This is a genomic window from Stenotrophomonas sp., from assembly GCF_032066555.1.
Lineage (GTDB): Bacteria > Pseudomonadota > Gammaproteobacteria > Xanthomonadales > Xanthomonadaceae > Stenotrophomonas.
On the sequence record NZ_DAMBKV010000012.1, the window covers coordinates 13,156 to 33,268 of the forward strand.

A 20,113-nucleotide genomic window follows, 5' to 3' on the forward strand; every position below is an offset into this window, starting at 1 on the left:
CCCCCTCCCTTTCGCGCAGCGAAGGGGAGGGTTGGGGAGGGGTTGGCTTTTGCCCATGTAGAGCCGAGCCATGCTCGGCTAGGGCCTTACCGGGAAAGCCTCTGCCGAGCATGGCTCGGCACTACCGCTTCGCCCCCTCCCTTTCGCGCAGCGAAGGGGAGGGTTGGGGAGGGGTTGGCTTTTGCCCGTGTAGAGCCGAGCCATGCTCGGCTGGGGCCTTGCCGGGAAAGCCTCTGCCGACCATGGCTCGGCACTACCGCTTCGCTTCCTCCCTTTCGCGCAGCGAAGGGAAGGGCGGGGATGGCGCGTTCGCAAGAAACGCAATGCCCACGCCTTCACCAATCAGAAACGCAAATCAGACATTGCAACGAAAGCGCAACGCATCAAGCTGCGGAGAACGCGCGATGATGGCGATGGCTTCCTTCCAGTGGGTTTCAAGCGCTTCTTCTTCCACCGGTGGAAACACTGGCGCGACATCATTGAAGCGGAACTCTATTCCGCGGTCCGGTAATCGCTGGCGACTTATCGCCGTAAGCGTCCGGGCCATTGCGCAGATGCCAGACACGTTCTTCAATCACGTTATTGCACGCATCCACTCCAAGATCATCAGTCCACTGCATGTGGCGGGTCCTTGGCTCGGTGGTAGTGCAGGGCAATCCGGGAGGGTGAAGTGCTGGGTACGGCTGAACCCGGATAATGACCAACCGATCAGCGCTCAGTTGTGCTGGCGGCGCTCGATCTGCGCAGATGGGCTGTCCAATGCGCCTGATGGCCTCAGGAACGCGCTCATGTTCGGACATTCGAGACGAATCTGGCTTTTGTACGGATTAGTCGTGAAAAACAGTGCGCCAGCGGGCGTTTCCGCGGCTTTCGGGTTGATCGGTAACCATTGAAATCAAGCTTCTTCCCCCTACGCACTGGCAGCAGGCGCTGTGGATAGGCCCGGGTACCGGGCGGTGGCTGCAACGCAGGCGCTGTGAAAACCTGCGCCGCCGACTTCTGGTAAATTCCGCGAAAGGAATCCGATTGGTGTCTGCAGATTGCAGACAGTCATCACATCTGGAATAGGCATGGATAAGCTGAATAACCTGATGGCGCAGATCGCTGTGCTGGGTAATGCCCAGCGGCAATACCAACTGCAGTGCGATGCGTTTGGCAACAACGTGGTCGAGCGTTGGCGGGGGCGAGATGCCTTGTCTGCACATGCCGCCACCGAGGTGGATGTACTTGCCACCGAACAGGGCGCGGACCTGCAGGCACTGCTCGCCAAGCCGGCGATCTTGCGTATGCGCACCGCCGATGGTGGTGAACAACGCCGCAGCGGTTTGATTGCATCGGCAACGTGCCTGGGCAGCGACGGTGGCCTGGTTCGCTACCGCTTCTCACTGCAGTCCTGGACCTGGTGGTTGCAGCACGCACGGCATAGCCGCGTATTCCAGGACAAGACGCTTCGGCAGATCGTGGACAGCGTGCTCGAGGGCTATCCGGAGCTGGCGCGTTGGCGCTGGGCCGAGGGTTGCGATGAGTTCATTGCCGCGCGCGCGCGCAGCTACTGCGTGCAGTACCGTGAAAGCGATCTGGCCTTCGTGCAGCGGCTGCTTGCCGAAGAGGGCCTGGGCTGGCGCCTATGCCAGGATGAGCAGGCACCGTGTGGCAACAGCATGGAGATATTCGCTGACAGTTCGGCGCTGCCGCAGGATGCCGCAAGTGCCTCGGTCGGCGTGCGCTTCCATCGCAGTGACGCCACGGAATCCAGCGATATCATCCAGACGCTGGGCCGGCAGCGTGCACTGGGCAGCAACCGCATCAGCTTGCTGAGTGACGATTACCGTTCCGTACGTGGTATCAGCGCGCAGCTGCCGGTGGATGGCGGTGGCGAGCAATCGCAGCGCGAGAGCTACGATGTGGTAGGTGCTTATGCATTCAGCAACGCGGCTGCGGCGGGGTGGTATGCGCGGCTGCAAGCGCAGGCGCATGAGGTGCACGCGTGTACCTGGCTTGGCCAAGCTACGGTGCGTGGTTTCCAATCCGGCACCTGGATACAGGTGCAGCAGGCGCCGTTTTCATCCGCGCCGGAATTGCTGCTGACCGAGTTGGATCACGCCGGCATCAATAACCTGCCCACCGATGTTCGGCAGGCGCTGGATGACGCACTAGGCAAGCCGCCCATCAACACGGCAGATGCAGCCCTGTGGCTGCAGGCCGAGAAGGTGGGTTATGCCAATCGCTTCAAGGCGACCGAGCGCGCGATGCCATGGCGGCCTGCGTTGGTGGATGGCACCGGCCAGCGGCTCAACCCGCGCCCGACCGCACCGGGCTACCAGACCGCACGCGTCATCGCTTCGCATGGCGGCAAGGGCCAGGACGTCCACGCCGACAGCTTGGGCCGTATCCGCGTCTGCTTCCATTTCCAGAATGGCGAGGCCGATACCACCTGGCTGCGCGTGGCCCAGCGTTACGCAGGCCCGGGTGTGGGCGCACAGTTCCTGCCGCGCATCGGCCAGGAAGTGCTGGTGGGTTTTCTGGATGGGGATATCGACCGGCCGATCGTGCTGGGCGCGCTCTACAACGGCCGCGGTGAAGCAGGTGTTGCACCGACGCCCGCAGGCGCCAGCGGCAACGACGAGCGCAGTGCCTATGCACAGGCACGCGATAACGCCGGCAGCGCACAGGGCAATCTGAGTGGCGGGCACGCACCCGCATGGCATGCCGCAGGCGCGGGCGACGACGCCCACCGCAATGCGGGTGCTGTCTGGGGCATCCGCTCGCGCGAATGGGAAGGCGGCCAAGGCAGCAATCACCTCCTGTTCGACGACAGCGATCAACAACTGCGCGTGCAGCTGGCCAGCAGCCAGCAGACCTCGCAGCTGAGCCTCGGTCACCTGCGCCACCAGGCCGACAACTTCCTCGGCAGCCTGCGCGGCACCGGTTTTGAACTGCGCAGCGACGCCTGGGGCGCGGTACGCGCCAGCTCCGGTGCATGGTTCAGTGCCTATACGCATCGCAGCAACAGCCCTGCTGGCGAAGCCGTGCAGCCAGCGGCGTTGCTCGGCCAACTGCAAAGCCTGAGCACCCGTTTCAGCCAAGCCGCCCGCACCCACCTGACCAGCACGTTGGTGATGAAGGAAGGCGCGCGCGGCAAGGAGCGTTCAAGCATCGTGCCGGATCAGGCGCCTCTGGCCGCCATGCTGGCCAGCGCCAGGACGACGGTCGCGGGCACGGCATTCGACGCCGCCAGCGGCGAAGCTGCACAGCGCCAGGCCACAGCAGGCAGCGGCCGCGTCCCGCACAGCGGCGACCCCCTGCTGGGCTTTGCCGCGCCCGCAGGCATCGTCCACGTCGCAGGGCAGGCCCTGCACTGGTCGGTAGGCGAAGGCCTGCTGCTGGCCAGCGGTGGCGACAGCGACACTGCGGTAATGGGTAACGCCCGCCTGCACGCCGGGCAGGCCATCGGCATGTTGGCCTGTGCGGTAGAGGGCGGCGCGGAAGGCGGAAATGCCTTGAGCGTGGTGGCTGGCACCGGCGAATTGAACGTGCAGGCACAACACGACGAACTACGCCTGCAGTCACGTCAGGCGCTACGCGCCGCCAGCGCGCAGGGCGTGGTGGAGCTTGCAGCAGGCAAGACGATCCACATTGCGACTTCAGGCGGCGCCAGCGTGACCATCGAGGGCGGAAACATCACGTTCAACTGCCCGGGCACGATTACCGTGCATGCGAGCAAGAAGTCGTTTGTGGGGCCTGCTGAGTTGGCCAGGGAACTGCCAACTTTCCCGGTCCCCAGCTTCGCGCCGGAACCGATGGACTTCGATTTCTGGTTGCAGGATATGCCCGGTCCAACCGGTAACCCGCTAGCGGAAACGTCCTGGAGAATCATCAGGAACCGTGGCAAACCTTTCGGCGCTGCCTTGCGTGATGCAAAGCGTGTGCTGCTGGAGGGGGTAACCGATGCTGACGGCCATGTTGTGCTGGATGACGATCAGCAGCAGCTGTTGGCGCGCGAATACGCTGGCACACCAAGCCAGCTTTGGTTGCTGTACCCCGGCCACTCGGTGCAGATCGATGTTGCCCGTGACAAGGGTGACTGGGATGAAGATCAACGCTTGCGCATGGAGCTTGGCGCCGCTGGCTTCACCGCGGCGGTACGCACCGACATGGTCGGCATCCGCCAGCAAGGTGAAATGAATTATGCAAGGAACGCCGTTGAGCGATTCGACCAAGGCGGCACATCGGCAAAGTTGAAAGATTTCATAAAGCGTTGACTAACCGCGCAACAATTGCGCGTTGGCGCAAGGAAGGGACTCATGAATGGTAGAAGGACCGTAACGCAGATTGTTGATGACAGCGGTAAGGCGCAGCGCGCCTATGAGCAACCTGGCTGGTTCTTGACCAATACCGATGACAAGTTGGGGGAGGCCTTTGAAGGCCAGAGTGTTGTGCTCGATCCAGCGCTCCCCGAATGGTCCGAAGTATTCGGGCAGCCACTGCCAGGTCACGATGTTGAGTTCTTTGTCTGTGGTGACAGCTACTTCAAGCGCGTGGCCCGTGAGATCAGCAACGCACAAGAGAGCGTTTTCATCGCTGGCTGGCAGATCAATTACGCCGTACAGATGGGCGACGGCAGTACGTTGCTGTCTTGTTTGGACAAAGCTGTGGAGAACGGCGCCACGGTCTATGTGATGCCGTGGTTGGCGCCGCCGGGGCCGATAGACACCGGTTATCTGCACACCATGATGGCGGTGTTCCATCTCAATGGCGGCAAGGGACTGATCAATAGAGTTCCCAGGAAGGGCCGTGCGTACTGCATGCCGGCGCTCGGCCAGAGTGACATGAGCAGCTTGAACGCATTCTTTTCGCATCACCAGAAAATGGTGGTGGTGGATAACAAAAAAGCGTTCGTTGGCGGCATCGACCTGGCCTACGGTAGGCGCGAAACCGGTACGTATAGTTTGCTGGCTGAGGGGCGTACTTTGGGGGAATACTATTCGCCAAATATCCCGCCCATCAAAGAGCCAACGGCGGTGGAGCTGAGTGATTGCGTGCCGCTGATAGAGCTGCTGATCGCTGGCTTGCTGCCGATAGGGCGGGGATTGGCCGTGTTTCCGTTCACGCCAGCGAGGGGCATCTTTGCGCGTACGGTCGACTTCAGTAAAAGCATAAGCGACTGGATGAGCGATCAACGCGATGGCATAAAAGACTTCGTTGATCGCCATAACCCGCTGGAAGGGGAAGGTGCCAAAGCATTGGAGTATGGCGAGGCCAAAGTCGTCGAGGCCCAGCAGTGGCTTTGGAACAAAGTGCCCTCTCCGCAGCGACGTGAAATTCGCAGGCTCTGGGATAAAGGTGGCCAGGAGTTCAGGCAGAGCGTTGACCTGATGTGGGACCTGTTGCTCGGGGTCGATATCTCCCAGCTTCCCTATAAAAAAGAGATCTTCGCTTTGGTCGGGGACGCGGTAAACGCTCTCGTCGGCGTACTGGTTAGCCTCTCCAGCGAGTGGATAGGTGCGTTCGAGCGCTATGACCGCTTGTTTGACGAGCCTGTAAAGCAGCATCCAGGCCAGACCCGCATGGTCGACCCGGAGCGCCAGCCTCGGCAGCCTTGGCATGACGTACATTGCGGTATCGAGGGGCCGGCAGTTCACGATCTCAGCCGGAACTTCACTCAGCGTTGGAATGCAGTCGCGCAAGCGTATCGGGGGACGTACTCCGCCAATCGCCATCAGCCTTTGGTGCACTATTTCATGCTGCTATTCAATATAGTGACACCCTCGAGGTCGAATGTAGCCAACATCGAGCCGCAACACAGACCAAAGAATATCGTTGCGGGCGCGGCGCCCAACAAAAGCTGTTGGGTTCAGGTATTACGCAGTGCTCCAGAAGAACTATTGCGGGCGGAACATGCGGCAGGCGCCCAACAAGCCAAGGCACCTGTACAGAATAACTGCCTGAAGGCCATGCTGAAGGCGATTCATGGTGCCCAGCAATTCATCTACATCGAAGGCCAGTTTTTTCAGAGTGACAACGCCGGCTTTGTGGATGACTACGAGCCTGACAAGCCGCTGTCAGGGCCAGCGGGCGCGATGGTTTCCATCCGCGGACTGGAAGGCTACGACAAGTACGCGGAATTGTTGGGCATCAAGGATGTGCCGATCAACACCATCAATCCGGCCACGGTGAAGTGGCAGAACACCGGTAAAGTACTGCTTGATGATGACTACCAGGCGTTCGAGCGTGCGGTGCGGCGTATCCTCAGTAATCACGAGACCATCACTGCTGTCGATGTGCTGGAGCGCGCGGGCAAGGAGAAGCCGAGTCAGCAGAACCCGCGACCGAAATCGCTGTACCAATCGAAGTTGCTCAACCCGATCAACAAGGCTCTGGCGCGGCGCATCGAGCGTGCAATCAACGAAGGCAATCCGTTCCACGTCTATCTGGTGGTGCCAGTGCACCCGGAAGGCATGCTTGACCAGATAACACTTATGCGCCAGGTGGATTTGACCATGCAGTCACTGGTGCATGGTACCCAGAGCTTGGTCAATTGTGTGCGCCGGGCATTGGTTGCACGGTATGAGCAAGAGCACGGTGGACTGAGTGAGGAGCAGGCGCTGAAGAAGGCGCAGGAGATGTTGTTGGAAGATCTGCTGCGTCAGGATGCGGGTATGCGTTGGTCGGACTATGTAACGCTGCTCAACCTGCGCAATCACGCAGTCGTCGCCAGCGGACGACCAGTAACCGAGCAGATTTATGTGCACAGCAAGCTCTTGATTGCCGATGACAATGTCGCAGTGCTCGGTAGTGCCAACATCAATGACCGCAGCATGCTGGGGGCAAGAGATTCTGAGTTGGCGGTGATTGTAGCCGGTGGCCCACAGGCGACGGTGAAGTTAGATGGGGTGCGCACGTCAAAGGTTTCCGCGCGCGTGCATGAATTCAGAAAGTCCCTGTGGCGGAATATCTTTGGTGAAAAAAGTAACGGGAGTGTGCGGCCAGCGGACAAGCTGCTGGCCCCGGAAGTTCTCGCGCAACCCGCCGCCAAGCGCTCCATTAGTTTCATACGAGAACAAGCCATTGATAATGCGAACGCGTATGAGGCGGCTTTTGCCTTTGTGCCGAGGAGCGCGCCTGCACCGGTTGTTTCGACAGATCCGCGTAACGCATTGAATATGAGCACAGCGCTTTGGCCTACATGGCGCTATCCGGAACCAGGGGATACAAAAGCGGCGGAGCAGTACGGAGAAAGTCGCGGCAAGCTGAAGTTCCGGATGCCGTTTGACCCCCTGTTCTGGCGTGAGGTAAAGCGTGCCGATGATGACGGGCATCTGATCTGGGAGGTTAGTTATGACGCCAAATCCCGCCCGCAAGGCGTGACCGGTGTCGCACCGGAGGGTGTGCCGGTTGGGGTGCTGGGCTTCATTTGTGCTTTGCCGTTGGGGTGGTTGGCTAAAGAAAGCAATAACACGGGCTTTGCGCTGTCTATCCTGGCCAAGGTTGAAGCAGGTCAGGCCCACGATGATGGTGTACATATTGCACGGGTTGAGACTGTGCCGCTGCCAACTAAAGCTTGAGGCAAACACGTAATGGAATTGCAAATGAAGATAGCTCGAACGCTGACATTTGTTTCTGTGCTGCTGTTCGGGCCGGTAGCTTGCAACGCGTCAACGCCGCCGTCGGTGCCACTCTCCGGGCCTGTGGTTGAAGAGCGTCTGCAGCGGCACATGCCGCGTTTGCAGACAACGCGTGATTTCAGTCCGACCTGGACGGCAGGTTCTACCCGCGAGTGCCTAGGGCGACTGGTATTCGAGGTAGATGGTCCCATCGAATGGGCGCTTGACCCGCTGCGAAAGGTGGAGGACAACGAACCACCCTTGTTCCCGGATGGCGTACCTGGCGATCGTCGCGAACGTATGGGCTACGGGGTAATGCGGGTAATGGTGTCGCAGTCGGCGACGGAGGAAGTGATGGAAATGCATCGGGATCGATATCAGGTTGCTGATCGTGGTGCGAGCGTTGCGGCGTGGACAAGGGGTGTGCAGAGGCGCGAGGCTGCAGTTGAGGAGGCTCGAGCAAGGGGTGCGGATGAGGCAATAATCAGGGGACGAGAAGCAGCAGTTGAGGCGGCCAAGGAAAAGCTGAAGATTGCCCATAATCGACGCATCCACAGTTTCGGCTTTCCCGGCGAGCTTGCGACAGAAAGCGGCACCGGCCGATTGGCCGTACGCGCGCTACTGGGTGGCAATGTCATTTCGCTGGTGTCCACTGTGAACTCGGAAGAAGGCAATCCACTCCGAGAGGAAGCCCTGGCCAAGATCCGCCGCGACATCAAGCGCATGCGGCTACGCGCGCCCGGCGAAGTACCGGACGAACCCGGTGTCTGTTTCCCCGGCCTGTTCTTCGCCGACGACGGCACCACGGACTACCACGCGCATGCATCGTTCCGTTACGTGGACCGGCCCAATGTGGCCTACAGCATCGATACGGGTTACCGGCCGGCACCAGAGGAAGGCGAAGGTATCGCCAAGCAACCCATCTCCAACTGGAGGCAGGTCCTGGCCTATCCCGGTGTGCTGCTGACAATGCCGGCAGATGACGTGCAGCGGCGCGATGTAGTCAAACCGGGTGGAATTCTAGCGGGCGGGTTGAGCTTCGATAAAACCGGTATCGCGATCACCCGTGAAGGGGATACCAAGCGCGATCCCAGCGTGCGGACTTACCAGCTGTATGCAGGCATGCCAGGGATTGAAGGCGTTCAAGCAATGCCCTTCGTTTCGATGACGATGCAGGGTTGGTCGCAACAGACCTATCCGCAGCTGAAGCAGCAACCGCCGCCGCTGGAGGAAAGTGAAAAGCGTTTCGACGCCATCCTGCACAACCTGCACCTGCGGCACACCACGCCGGAGATGCCGGATTACGAACGCCTATTGGGCAAGCAGACTGCTTCACCCAAGTAAGCAAGGGCAGCAGCTCTGCTCCTTCCCTTTCGCGTCGCGAAGGGGAGGGCTGGGGAGGGGGGCTTTTGAGGCTGTGCAGGCCTGCAGCAACCCCCTCCCAACCTCCCCCTGCTGCGCAAGGGGAGGGGCCGAAGCGCAGCGTTGCTCAGGGGGTAACAAGGAAGTCCCTGGAACATCGTTCCAACCCAGAGAGATCATGAAGATCGTCAAAGCAGTATTGATCACTTTAGCAACGCTGCTCGGCCCGGCCGGCTGTGATGCCTCAACGCCATCGTCGGCGCCTCACTCCGGCCCTGTAGTTGAAGAACGTCTGCAGCAGCATATGCCGCGTTTGCAGACAACGCGCGACTTCAGGCCGACCTGGACGCCAGGTTCTACCCGCGAGTGTCTGGGACGACTGGTATTCGAGGTGGATGGCCCAATCGAATGGGCGCTTGACCCGCTGCGAAAGGTGGAGGACAACGAACCACCCTTGTTCCCGGATGGCGTACCTGGCGATCGTCGCGAACGTATGGGCTACGGGGTAATGCGGGTAATGGTGTCGCAGTCGGCGACGGAGGAAGTGATGGAAATGCATCGGGATCGATATCAGGTTGCTGATCGTGGTGCGAGCGTTGCGGCGTGGACAAGGGGTGTGCAGAGGCGCGAGGCTGCAGTTGAGGAGGCTCGAGCAAGGGGTGCGGATGAGGCAATAATCAGGGGACGAGAAGCAGCAGTTGAGGCGGCCAAGGAAAAGCTGAAGATTGCCCATAATCGACGCATCCACAGTTTCGGCTTTCCCGGCGAGCTTGCGACAGAAAGCGGCACCGGCCGATTGGCCGTACGCGCGCTACTGGGTGGCAATGTCATTTCGCTGGTGTCCACTGTGAACTCGGAAGAAGGCAATCCACTCCGAGAGGAAGCCCTGGCCAAGATCCGCCGCGACATCAAGCGCATGCGGCTACGCGCGCCCGGCGAAGTACCGGACGAACCCGGTGTCTGTTTCCCCGGCCTGTTCTTCGCCGACGACGGCACCACGGACTACCACGCGCATGCATCGTTCCGTTACGTGGACCGGCCCAATGTGGCCTACAGCATCGATACGGGTTACCGGCCGGCACCAGAGGAAGGCGAAGGTATCGCCAAGCAACCCATCTCCAACTGGAGGCAGGTCCTGGCCTATCCCGGTGTGCTGCTGACAATGCCGGCAGATGACGTGCAGCGGCGCGATGTAGTCAAACCGGGTGGAATTCTAGCGGGCGGGTTGAGCTTCGATAAAACCGGTATCGCGATCACCCGTGAAGGGGATACCAAGCGCGATCCCAGCGTGCGGACTTACCAGCTGTATGCAGGCATGCCAGGGATTGAAGGCGTTCAAGCAATGCCCTTCGTTTCGATGACGATGCAGGGTTGGTCGCAACAGACCTATCCGCAGCTGAAGCAGCAACCGCCGCCGCTGGAGGAAAGCGAAAAGCGTTTCGACGCCATCCTGCACAACCTGCACTTGCGGCATACCACGCCGGAGATGCCTGATTACGAACGCCTATTGAGCAAGCAGATTGTTTCGCCAGAGTAGGCGGGACAGCAGCTCTGCTCTCTCCCTTTCGCGCATCGAAGGGGAGGGGTGCTTTTGAGGCTGTGCACGCCTGCAGCAACCCCCTCCCAACCTCCCCCTGCTGCGCAAGGGGAGGGGCCGAAGCGCAGCTTTGCTCAGGGGTAACAAGGAAGTTGCTGGGACATAGTTCCGACCAAGAAAATCATGAAGAGCGCTAAGCGACGCATGAGCTGGCAATAAGCAGATCGCAGAAGTGTTTTGAGGCGCGCCCGGCGAAATCGAAGAACCGTGACACCAGTCTCTCTACGAGCGATCAGGTGGAGTTCTACACATTTGTGAATAGAACTGGTGTCTTCACGCAAGCATTCGCAAAGGCCGCAATTTGAGCCAATTTCCAAGCTGTCCCCACCAATCCGCCCCCTCCAACCCGTAACGCGGGCTATAGGAAAGTTCTGATAGATTCGGACTGGGGGATCCGATTGCGTCTGCTGAAGGGCGGGCGGGTATGGCATTGGGTTGGCATGGATAAGCTGAATAGCCTGATGGCGCAGGTGGCTGCGCCGAGTGATGCACAGCGGCAGTACCAGTGGCGCTGCCCAGGATTTGACGGGGGCATGGTCGAGCGCTGGTGGGGCCGCGATGGACTGTCTGCGCATGCGCAGACGGATGTGGATGTGCTGTCCACCGATCAAGGTGTCGCGCTGGATACGCTGCTTGGCACCCAGGCGGTGCTGGTGATGCGCATGGCCGATGGCGGTGAGCAGCAACGTAGCGGTCTGGTCGCGCAGGCGCAGCGCTTGGGCAGTGATGGCGGATTGGTGCGCTATCGCCTGTCGCTGCGGTCGTGGACCTGGTGGCTGCAGCATGCGCGCCACAGCCGGGTGTTCCAGGACAAGAGCGTGCGCGAGATCGTCGACGCGGTGCTTGCCGACTATCCGGACCTGGCCAATTGGCGGTGGGCCGAAGGCTGCGACGAATTCATTGGTACGCGCGTGCGCAGCTATTGCGTGCAGTACCGCGAGAGCGACCTGGACTTCCTGCAACGGCTGTTGGCCGAGGAGGGACTGGGTTGGCGTTTGTACGCCGAAGAACAATCGCCATGCGGCAATGGCATGGAGATCTTTGCCGACAGTCTGGGCCTGCCACAGGACGCAAGCAGTGCCGCCTCCGGTGTGCGCTTCCATCGCAGTGATGCCACCGAATCCGCGGACAGCATCCAGACGCTTGGCCGGCGTCGCGCCTTGGGCAGCACCAGCCTGAGCCTGCTCAGTGATGACTACCGCCAGGTGCGCAGCATCAGTACGCAGCTGCCGCTGGAGGGGGGCGGTGAGGCCTCCAGGCGCGAGAGTTATGACGCGGTGGGCGCGTATGCGTTCAGCAATGCCGGTGCGGCCGATTGGTACGCCCGTTTGCAGGCGCAGGCGCATGAAGTCCATGGCCGCAGCTGGCAGGGCCAGGGTACGGTGCGTGGCTTGCGTTCCGGCACCTGGCTTGAGGTGCAGCAGGCACCGTTTGCGACCGCGCCCGAGTTGTTGCTGGTGGATGTGGAGCATGCCGGCGTCAACAACCTGCCGACTGACGTGCGACAAGCGATGGACGATGCCTTGGGTGTGGCCCCGCTGGCGGCAGGCGATGCAGGGCTGTGGGAGCAGGCCGAGAAAGTGGGTTACGCCAATCGCTTCAAGGCCACCGAGCGTAACCTGCCTTGGCGACCTGCGCTGGAGGATGACAATGGCCATCGGCTGAATCCACGGCCGACCGTGCCGGGTTATCAGACGGCGGTGGTTGTCGCGGGGCAGGGCGGCAACAGCAAGGACGTGCACGCAGACAACCTTGGCCGGATTCGAGTGCGCTTCCATTTCCAGGACGGGCAGGGCGACACCACCTGGTTGCGGGTAGCCCAACGTTATGCGGGCCCCGGGGTCGGTGCACAGTTCCTGCCGCGCATCGGGCAGGAGGTGCTGGTCGGGTTCCTCGATGGCGATATCGATAGGCCCATCGTGCTGGGTGCCCTGTACAACGGGCGTGGCGAAGCGGGTATTGCGCCTACGCCGGCTGGCGCCAGTGCCGATGCGGATCACAGCGCATATGCGCAGGCGCGCGATGGCACTGCCAGCGCACAGGGCAACCTGAGTGGTGGCCATGCACCGGCCTGGCATGGGGCCGGTGCAGGCGATGATGCACACCGTAATGCCGGGGCGATGTGGGGTATCCGGTCGCGCGAATGGGAGGGCGGCGAAGGCAGCAATCACCTGCTGTTTGACGACAGCGACCAGCAGTTGCGGGTGCAGCTGGCCAGCAGCCAGCAGACCTCGCAGTTGAGCCTTGGCCATCTGCGCCATCAGGCCGACAACTTCCGCGGCAGCCTGCGTGGCACTGGTTTCGAACTGCGCAGTGATGCCTGGGGTGCGGTGCGCACTACCTCGGGCGCGTGGTTCAGTGCCTATGCGCATCGGGCCGGGAGTCCCGCGGGTGAAGCCGTGCAACCGGCGGCGTTGCTCAATCAGTTGCAGGTCTTGAGCACGCGCTTCAATCAAGCGGCACGCACGCACCTGACCAGTGCATTGGCGATGAAGGAAGGTGCGCGCGGCAAGGATCGCTCCAGCATCGTGCCGGACCAGGCACCGCTGGCGGCGATGCTGGCCAGTGCCAGGACCACGGTGTCCGGTGCCGACTACCAGGCTGCCAGCGACGAGGCTGGGCAGCGGCAGGCAACGGCCGGCGATGGCCGGGTACCACATAGCGGTGACCCGCTGCTGGGCTTCGCGGCGCCGGCAGGGATTGTTCACGTCGCCGGGCAGGCGCTGCATTGGTCGGTAGGGGAAGGCCTGCTGTTGGCCAGTGGCGGCGACAGCGATACCGCCGTGATGGGCGCTGCACGCCTGCATGCGGGTCAGGCCATCGGCATGCTGGCCAGCGCAGTGGAGAGTGGTGCCGACGGCGGCAATGCCTTGAGCGTGGTGGCCGGTACCGATGCGTTGAATGTGCAGGCACAACATGACGAGGTGCGCCTGCAGTCACGGCAGGCGCTGCGCGCAGCCAGTGCGCAGGGCGTGGTGGAGCTCAGCGCGGGCAAGACCGTCCATATCGCTACCACCGGTGGTGCCAGCGTCACCATTGAGGGGGGCAATATCAGCTTCAACTGCCCGGGCAAGATCACCGTGCATGCGAGCAAGAAGAGCTTCCTCGCTGCCACCCATCTGTCCACTGAAATGAACAGTTGGCCGGACGCACAATTTGATGATGTGTACGTGGTGCGGCACCGTGCCACGGGCGAACCCATGGCCAATACGCGGGTGCAGATCACCCGCGGTGATGGCGGGCGCAGCGAGGTGGTCACCGATGCGCAGGGGCGCCTGCCACGGCAGCGCGGACAGGGCATCGATGAGGTGCTGATCAAGATTCTGGGGAAGGTCTAGGGCATGGAAGAGAAACAGGAAGTTGTGCTGCCCAGCGGAGACTGGGACGAGGATGGCCGGCCGGTCGCGCGTGCGCGGCTCACCCAGGTCAAGGACAAACGCGACAAGGTGGTCGAAGCCGATACCGACGCGGTGATTCCGGTCATCTTCCTGCCCGGCATCATGGGTACGAATCTGAAGTCGAAGATCACCGGTGACCCCGTCTGGCGGCCGCCGAACACCGATGGTGTCGGCGCGGTGCTGGGCGCGATCGGGCAGATGTTCGTGTTCCTGTTCCGTGGCGCCGCCACGCGGCAGCGGCTGCTGAATCCGTTGACCTCGGAGGTGGATGACCGCGGCTCGCTGGATGCGGAAGGCTCCATTCCCGAAGCGCTGGCGCGCGAGCGTGGTTGGGGCCAGTTGATGCGTTCGGCCTACAACCCGGTCATGGCCGAGATGCAGCGCAAGCTCAATGACCTGATGTCGGCGGGCAAGCTGCAGCCATGGTGGGCGGAGGAAGGCGCACGCGCGCCGGCTGAGTATGGCGAGATGGTGGGCGGCAATGCCGCGCTTACCCAGCAGCAGGTCAAGCACGCGGCGCACTATCGCTTCGAGGTCTGGTCGGGGGGATACAACTGGCTGCAGAGCAATCGCAACTCGGCCCAGGACATCATCGCCCGCATCGACAATGTGATCCTGCCGTATTACGCAACGCGAGGTATCAACGCGCGGAAAGTGTTGCTGGTGACCCACTCGATGGGCGGGCTGGTGTCGCGCGCGGTGTCACAGGTATCCAACTACGGCAAGTTGCTGGGCATCTCCCATGGCGTGATGCCAGCGACCGGCGCAGCGGCGACCTACCACCACTGCCGTGCCGGCTATACCGGTGCCTCCAGCATCATCCTGGGCCGCAACGCCGGTGAGGTGGTGGCGATCCTGGCCAGGTCCGCCGGCGGTCTGGAGTTGCTGCCCGCCGCCGACTACAACGAAGGCAAGGCCTGGCTGCAACTGGGCGATGAGGGCACGCGCTTGCCTGTGGGCGGCGATCCCTACAACGAGATCTACCTCAACACCAAATGGTATGGACTGGTGCCCGAGGGCAATACCGAATTGCTCGATCCGAGCGCGCCAACGGCAGCGGCGGCTTCGGCGCGTGAGGAGGAGGATGGCCCAGCGCTTACGCCACGCACCAGCTTCCAGATCAATATCGAAGGCGTGCGTGATTTCCACAAGGACATCATGCGTAAGTACCACAAGCCGACTTTCGCCCACTACGGTGATGACGCCAAGCAGCTTGCCTGGGGCTCGCTGGTTTGGAGCGGTGGTCGCATGACGAGCGTGGACTCGGTGACGCCGGTGTCGGACAACCGCAACGGCAAGATCAAACTGAAGGATGCAGTAGGGGTGATCAAACTGGAGATCGCCGATCCCACCGACCCGGGTGATGGCACAGTACCGGCGTGTTCAGGTGCGGCCCCCAAAGCTGAGGTTACAGGGTGTTTCCGCCAGGGCAGTTTCGGCACCGGCCAGTACGCATTGAAAGGTAAGAAAGGCTATGACCATCAAGGCAGCTACAACGACGAGCGCACCCGCTGGGCAACACTGTATGCCGCCGTCCGCTTCGCGCAGGGCGCGGACTGGGCGTGAGGTGTTGCACGCGATGACGCGCCGACCGCTGCTGCGCAGCGTGTTGGCTGCGGTACTACTGACCTTTGCCTCGGGCGGCGTTGCCGGCGCGGCAGCGAAACGACAGGGAAGCGAAATGAAGACTTTGTGTGTTGGGCGATTCCTGCTGGATGTTCCTGCGGCGACCACGATCCAGCCCGGCTATGTGTATGCACGCAAGAAGGTGGAGACGACTACGGGGGTATCAGCGGAGGTGTTTCGGCAGCGGGTGGCTGCGCGTATCGCGGCGTTGAAGGCCGCGCGCCATCGGGCCGGGGAGTCCATGTCGGTCAGCGAGACGCGGCTGGACGACAATGCGGTGCTGGTCACGTCGTGGCTCAGCGAAAGCAGCCGTGCAGGTCATCGCCAGGAGCTGTATGTGCTGGATCCTGCGCACAACGTGCAGTACCTGGTCAGCGGCGAAACCGAGGCAGCAAAGTTGCCGGCGGCGATCGAAAACTACCGCGCACTGCGGCCACGGATCAGCTATCGCGATCCCAGCACCATTCCGACCGCCGCAGGCTTCTGCATTGATTCCGGCTTCATAGCCGGCAATCGCATCAATAGTGAGGAGATGACCATCGGCCTGCGTCCACGGGCCTATCCAGGTGCACGCATGACGTTGATGTCCTATGTCACCGGCAAGCCGGATCAGCCCCTGCTGCAACGGGCCTCGGACCTGCCGCCGGAATATGCTGCCGCCGCGGCGCGGATGCGTAACCTGCGCCGTGGTGAACGCAACGTCGGGCCGATCCAGGGGCAGGAGATTCTCGCCCATGCTGAAGGTGACGGGCGCAGGATGTATGCCTTCCTGTGGGAATCGCAGGGCCGTGCGGAGTCGTTGCAGTTTCCGTTCCTGTCGCTGCAGCTGTTGACCGACGAGAAGGCTGACGTGCCGGCATTCCGTGATGACGCACAGGCGCTGGGACTGTGGGATCAGGTGCTGGGTAGCCTGCGTCTACGCCCCGGCGCAATCTAAGTTTTTCTTGATTGTGGGAACGGCATAAGCCGTGAAGCAGATGGTGCCGGAGGTTTCGGGTATTCGCGCCATCTGCGGATCTTCCAGCTTCGCGGCTTACGCCGCTCCCACAACAGCAATCTTGATGCTGCAGTTTGTTCCAGCGCAGGGGGCCCGCGCTGCGCTTGCAACCGGGCGAATCCGCTTTTTGTAGGAGCGGCGTCAGCCGCGAAGCTGATGGTCTCCAAACCCTGACTATTAACGCCATCTGATGATGTGCCAGCTTCGCGGCTGACGCCGCTCCTACAACAGCCTGGGTGCTCGGCAATTTTTAAGCCGGGTAAGCACTCTCCGGTGCCTGGCATCTACCGGACTCAAAGCTCCTGGCCAAACATGATCCTGTGGCCGTCGATCGTGCGCACTCCGAACTCGCGCATGCCCCACGGTTTGTCGGCAAGCGGCTGGATGAATTCGGCACCTGCGGTTCGGTACTCCTCGAACAGGGCGCTGGCGTCCGACACGGTGACGTAGCCATACCAGGCATGGTCACCAAGCGCATGTGGCGGTGTTGCATCGCTGCACTCGCCCAGCATCACCCGGAAACTGCCGCGTGACATGAAGCTCCAGCCGGGTGCGGTGAAGTCCATCTGCAGGCCAAGGACCGAGGCGTAGTAGTCGGTGGATCTGGCCAGGTCCCGCACGGCAAGGGTGAAACGCACCGTGACGAAGTCGCTCATTTTCTCTCCTGCGGCGTGATTGCAGCCATCGTGCACTGATTCCGGTTGCGATCCTGCTGCGTTGGCTTAGCTGTCCGAATCTGGCGGGCAAGGCTGCTGTCGAGGATGCAGCATGCGCTTTCTTCATTGATTGGAGCCTACATGATGCAGCTACAAGGAAAGGTCGTGATCATCACCGGTGCCAGTTCCGGTATTGGCCGTGCCGCGGCGCTGTTGTTCGCGGCCGAGGGGGCGGCGCTGGTGCTGGGCGCGCGCCGCGGCGCAGAGTTGAACCAACTGGTGGCGGAGATTTCCTGCAATGGTGGCCAAGCCGTGTGCCTTGCCGGTGATGTTTGCGACGAAAGCTACACAATTGCCTTGGTCGAGCTGGCAGTGGCGCAGTACGGGCGATTGGATGTGGCCTTCAACAACGCGGGCACGATGGGGCCACTGGGGCCTACGCCGGAGGTAACGCTGGCCGATTGGCAGCGCACGCTGGATACCAATCTCACCGCGATGTTCCTGGCCGCCAAGTACCAGTTGCCTGCGATGCTGCGCGCGGGGAGCGGCAGCCTGATCTTTACCTCGACGTTTGTCGGACATACGGCGGGCATCGCCGGTGCCGCAGCCTATGCGGCCAGCAAGTCCGGCATCATTGGCCTGACCCAGGCATTGGCCTCCGAGTTCGGACCGCAGGGCTTGCGGGTGAATGCCTTGTTGCCTGGCGGCACCGATACCCCGATGGCGCATGAGATGAATGGCTCGCCGGAAGCGATGGCGCAGGTGGCGCGCATGCATGCCTTGAAGCGGATCGCGGAGCCGCGCGAACTGGCGGCGGCGGCGCTGTTTCTGGCTTCGGACCAGTCCTCGTTCATGACTGGCGCGGCGATGCTGGTGGACGGTGGCGTGTCCATTCACCGCGGTTGATACGTTGAGCGCATGCCAGACGGGCGCCTTGCGGCGGCCGTCTGCTCCGGTTGGCCGCCTGCCGCCGAAGTTCGTGGTGATCCTCGGCAGAAGGCGGTGTTCGCATTGTTCGCGTTTCCGCTCAATGCACCGGAATGTGCAGCTCCATCTGCGAGGCCGGATCAAACGGATCGTCAAAACGCGCGTCGTAGCGCTCCAGGTCAACGCCGTCCCTGGCCTGCAGTCCATGTTCGGCTAGCAGATGATCGTGGATGGCATGGAAGCTGGCACTGATCTGCGCGGCGGTGCCGGTATGGGTGAACACGGCATAGCGTTGCGCAGGAACCTGGAAGCGGACCATGCCTTCCGGAATCTGCGCGTCTGCAGCCACCTGGAAGCCGGTGATGTAGCGGACGGTGCCATCGGGTTGTGGCGCGCAGACGCCATAGCTGACGACAGGTTCGAGTTTGCCGGTGATCTCGTCCTCGCGCGGGATGAAGCGCTGCCAGAGTTCGGCGTAGCCATCTTCGCCTTCGCGGAAGAGTGCCTCCATCCCGATGACGGTGAAGGCGGGACGTTCGATGAGCGTGGGTTGCATGTGGGTGTTTCTTGTCAGAGGAGGCGTCGATGGGAAAGGGGACAGCTGATGCGTAGGGCGTTCGATGGCGGCTGTCAGCTTCCGCTCTGCGCACGGTGATAGGCGACCAGGGCGTTGGCGTGGCCATGGCCGATTTTGTGTTGCTCCTTGAGGAAGGCCACCTGTTCCATGTGCTTCTTGTCCTTGAGCGTACCGAGCAGCTGCAGCCAGTGCGTCACCGGCTTGCCGTAGGTCTTCTCGATGGACGGGAAATACGAGGCCGGGCCCTGGACTCTTTCGCTGCTGCTCATCGGCGTTTCCTGCAAAGGGGAGGGGCTTGGGAATGATGCGGTAAAGTGCGGGCGTTGGCGATTCAGTGCGGGCGTGTCGCCAGGATTTCGGTAATGCGTGCCTTGGCTGCGTGAATGAATGCCGCCAGCTCGGCCGCAGGCCAGTGGGGAGTGCTGTCGCCCTGGCCCAGATACAGCTGCCGGGCCTGGCTGACAATGGCGTGATGGTGTGCCGGCAATTGCGTCAGCAGCCAGTCGGCGGCGACATCCTTCGGCGCGATGTTTCCGGTCTGCGCGCTGTACCAGATGCGTGCCAGGGTAAGCACGATGTGGGCTTCCTCACCATCCCAGTCCTCCGCGCTATTCCACAGCAACAGCGTGTCTGCCAGTGCCTGCTGGAAATCGCGCTTGGCTACCGGCGGTAGCAGCTCGGTGATGGCAGGGCCCTGCAGGGCGATGCTGTGTTGGCGTGCCTTGGTGAGGAGGATGGCGAGGTCCGGGTCGTGCGTAGGCGGTTCCAGGATGTCGGCGCCGATGTCCTGGCGCAGCCATTCGCCGAACTGCAGTTCGCGGCGTGCGGGATGGCGCCAGGGCATCACTTCGGTGAGGCTGATGACCGTTGCTTCCAGTGCACGCCGTGTTGCGTGTTGGCCCGGCGGGGCTGAGATGGCCAACAGCTCGCGTTGCAGGGTTCGCAACGTGGTGTCTTCGGGATGCGTGGCCACGATCACCAGCAGGTCGATGTCGCTGCGTGGCTTCAAACCACCGTCGAGCGCGGAGCCATACAGGTAAACGGCGAGCAGGTTGGCTGCCAGTTGTTGCTGGATCACCTCGCAGGCGAGGGCGAGCTGTGTGGCGATGGCTTCTGGGACAGGTGCAGTCATGGCGTCGGGCAGACAATCGTGTCGGACCGATTGTGCCGTAAACAGAGCGGGCGCCTTGCGGCGCCCGTTCCTTGCATAGCTTGCGTTCACTCCAACCCTTGCAGCGTGCCCGAAAGGACCGTAGTGCCGAGGCATGCTCGGCAGGGGCTTTACCAGCCAAAGCGGCCCTCACCCCAACCCCTCTCCCGTGAACGGGAGAGGGGCTAAAGCTGTAGTGCCGAGCCATGCTCGGCAGAG

The 20,113-nt window shown here is 62.0% G+C and carries 13 protein-coding genes; 9 read left to right on the forward strand and 4 right to left on the reverse strand.

Annotated features, from left to right (window positions below; genetic code table 11):
- Positions 1-202: 202 nt before the first annotated feature.
- From RT131_RS13895 to RT131_RS13930, 8 genes are all read left to right on the forward strand, one after another.
- Positions 203-511 carry a hypothetical protein gene (locus RT131_RS13895; RefSeq protein ID WP_313173397.1) on the forward strand — a complete coding sequence of 103 codons (309 nt, stop codon included), beginning with the start codon at positions 203-205 and terminating at the stop codon, positions 509-511.
- Between the two features lie 559 nt (positions 512-1,070).
- Complete coding sequence (locus tag RT131_RS13900) at positions 1,071-4,262, forward strand: type VI secretion system Vgr family protein (protein WP_313173398.1); 3,192 nt, start codon at positions 1,071-1,073, stop codon at positions 4,260-4,262.
- Positions 4,263-4,304: 42 nt separating this feature from the next.
- On the forward strand, positions 4,305-7,565 hold the full coding sequence (locus RT131_RS13905) for a hypothetical protein (protein WP_313173399.1): 3,261 nt from the start codon (positions 4,305-4,307) through the stop codon (positions 7,563-7,565).
- Between the two features lie 24 nt (positions 7,566-7,589).
- The gene (locus RT131_RS13910) at positions 7,590-8,948 is read left to right on the forward strand and encodes a T6SS immunity protein Tli4 family protein (protein ID WP_313173400.1); all 1,359 of its coding nucleotides are present in this window, start codon (positions 7,590-7,592) and stop codon (positions 8,946-8,948) included.
- A gap of 196 nt (positions 8,949-9,144) precedes the next feature.
- The gene (locus RT131_RS13915) at positions 9,145-10,503 is read left to right on the forward strand and encodes a T6SS immunity protein Tli4 family protein (RefSeq protein WP_313173401.1); all 1,359 of its coding nucleotides are present in this window, start codon (positions 9,145-9,147) and stop codon (positions 10,501-10,503) included.
- Positions 10,504-11,003: 500 nt separating this feature from the next.
- Positions 11,004-13,901 carry a type VI secretion system tip protein TssI/VgrG gene (tssI, locus tag RT131_RS13920; RefSeq protein WP_313173402.1) on the forward strand — a complete coding sequence of 966 codons (2,898 nt, stop codon included), beginning with the start codon at positions 11,004-11,006 and terminating at the stop codon, positions 13,899-13,901.
- 3 nt (positions 13,902-13,904) lie between these two features.
- On the forward strand, positions 13,905-15,527 hold the full coding sequence (locus RT131_RS13925; RefSeq protein ID WP_313173403.1) for a hypothetical protein: 1,623 nt from the start codon (positions 13,905-13,907) through the stop codon (positions 15,525-15,527).
- Positions 15,528-15,540: 13 nt separating this feature from the next.
- On the forward strand, positions 15,541-16,524 hold the full coding sequence (locus RT131_RS13930; protein ID WP_313173404.1) for a T6SS immunity protein Tli4 family protein: 984 nt from the start codon (positions 15,541-15,543) through the stop codon (positions 16,522-16,524).
- A gap of 353 nt (positions 16,525-16,877) precedes the next feature.
- Here the strand turns inward: RT131_RS13930 and RT131_RS13935 are convergent, their stop codons facing one another.
- A complete protein-coding gene (locus RT131_RS13935) occupies positions 16,878-17,240 on the reverse strand; it encodes a VOC family protein (RefSeq protein ID WP_313173405.1) in 363 nt (120 codons plus the stop codon).
- Positions 17,241-17,384: 144 nt separating this feature from the next.
- Here RT131_RS13935 and RT131_RS13940 point away from each other — a divergent pair, with 144 nt between their 5' ends.
- On the forward strand, positions 17,385-18,146 hold the full coding sequence (locus RT131_RS13940) for an SDR family oxidoreductase (protein WP_313173467.1): 762 nt from the start codon (positions 17,385-17,387) through the stop codon (positions 18,144-18,146).
- Positions 18,147-18,267: 121 nt separating this feature from the next.
- On the opposite strand, the gene RT131_RS13945 is transcribed toward RT131_RS13940, so the two are convergent.
- The 3 genes from RT131_RS13945 to RT131_RS13955 form a co-directional block, all read right to left on the reverse strand.
- Positions 18,268-18,723, reverse strand: coding sequence for a GyrI-like domain-containing protein (locus RT131_RS13945; protein ID WP_313173406.1), 456 nt, complete (start codon positions 18,721-18,723; stop codon positions 18,268-18,270).
- A gap of 74 nt (positions 18,724-18,797) precedes the next feature.
- Positions 18,798-19,013 (reverse strand): DUF4287 domain-containing protein, encoded by a 216-nt coding sequence (locus RT131_RS13950; RefSeq protein WP_313173407.1) that lies wholly within the window; start codon positions 19,011-19,013, stop codon positions 18,798-18,800.
- A gap of 62 nt (positions 19,014-19,075) precedes the next feature.
- Positions 19,076-19,876, reverse strand: a complete 801-nt coding sequence (locus tag RT131_RS13955) for an aminoglycoside adenylyltransferase family protein (protein WP_313173408.1) — start codon at positions 19,874-19,876, stop codon at positions 19,076-19,078.
- Positions 19,877-20,113 lie beyond the last annotated feature (237 nt).

Bases quoted from the DNA above. Each gene is read 5' to 3' on its own strand.
- tssI (WP_313173402.1), top strand. From the start codon at position 11,004: ATGGATAAGCTGAATAGCCTGATGGCGCAGGTGGCTGCGCCGAGTGAT.
- RT131_RS13910 (WP_313173400.1), top strand. From the start codon at position 7,590: ATGAAGATAGCTCGAACGCTGACATTTGTTTCTGTGCTGCTGTTCGGG.
- RT131_RS13925 (WP_313173403.1), top strand. From the start codon at position 13,905: ATGGAAGAGAAACAGGAAGTTGTGCTGCCCAGCGGAGACTGGGACGAG.
- RT131_RS13940 (WP_313173467.1), top strand. From the start codon at position 17,385: ATGCAGCTACAAGGAAAGGTCGTGATCATCACCGGTGCCAGTTCCGGT.
- RT131_RS13900 (WP_313173398.1), top strand. From the start codon at position 1,071: ATGGATAAGCTGAATAACCTGATGGCGCAGATCGCTGTGCTGGGTAAT.
- RT131_RS13895 (WP_313173397.1), top strand. From the start codon at position 203: ATGCTCGGCTGGGGCCTTGCCGGGAAAGCCTCTGCCGACCATGGCTCG.
- RT131_RS13905 (WP_313173399.1), top strand. From the start codon at position 4,305: ATGAATGGTAGAAGGACCGTAACGCAGATTGTTGATGACAGCGGTAAG.
- RT131_RS13950 (WP_313173407.1), bottom strand. From the start codon at position 19,013: ATGAGCAGCAGCGAAAGAGTCCAGGGCCCGGCCTCGTATTTCCCGTCC.
- RT131_RS13935 (WP_313173405.1), bottom strand. From the start codon at position 17,240: ATGAGCGACTTCGTCACGGTGCGTTTCACCCTTGCCGTGCGGGACCTG.
- RT131_RS13945 (WP_313173406.1), bottom strand. From the start codon at position 18,723: ATGCAACCCACGCTCATCGAACGTCCCGCCTTCACCGTCATCGGGATG.
- RT131_RS13955 (WP_313173408.1), bottom strand. From the start codon at position 19,876: ATGACTGCACCTGTCCCAGAAGCCATCGCCACACAGCTCGCCCTCGCC.
- RT131_RS13930 (WP_313173404.1), top strand. From the start codon at position 15,541: ATGACGCGCCGACCGCTGCTGCGCAGCGTGTTGGCTGCGGTACTACTG.
- RT131_RS13915 (WP_313173401.1), top strand. From the start codon at position 9,145: ATGAAGATCGTCAAAGCAGTATTGATCACTTTAGCAACGCTGCTCGGC.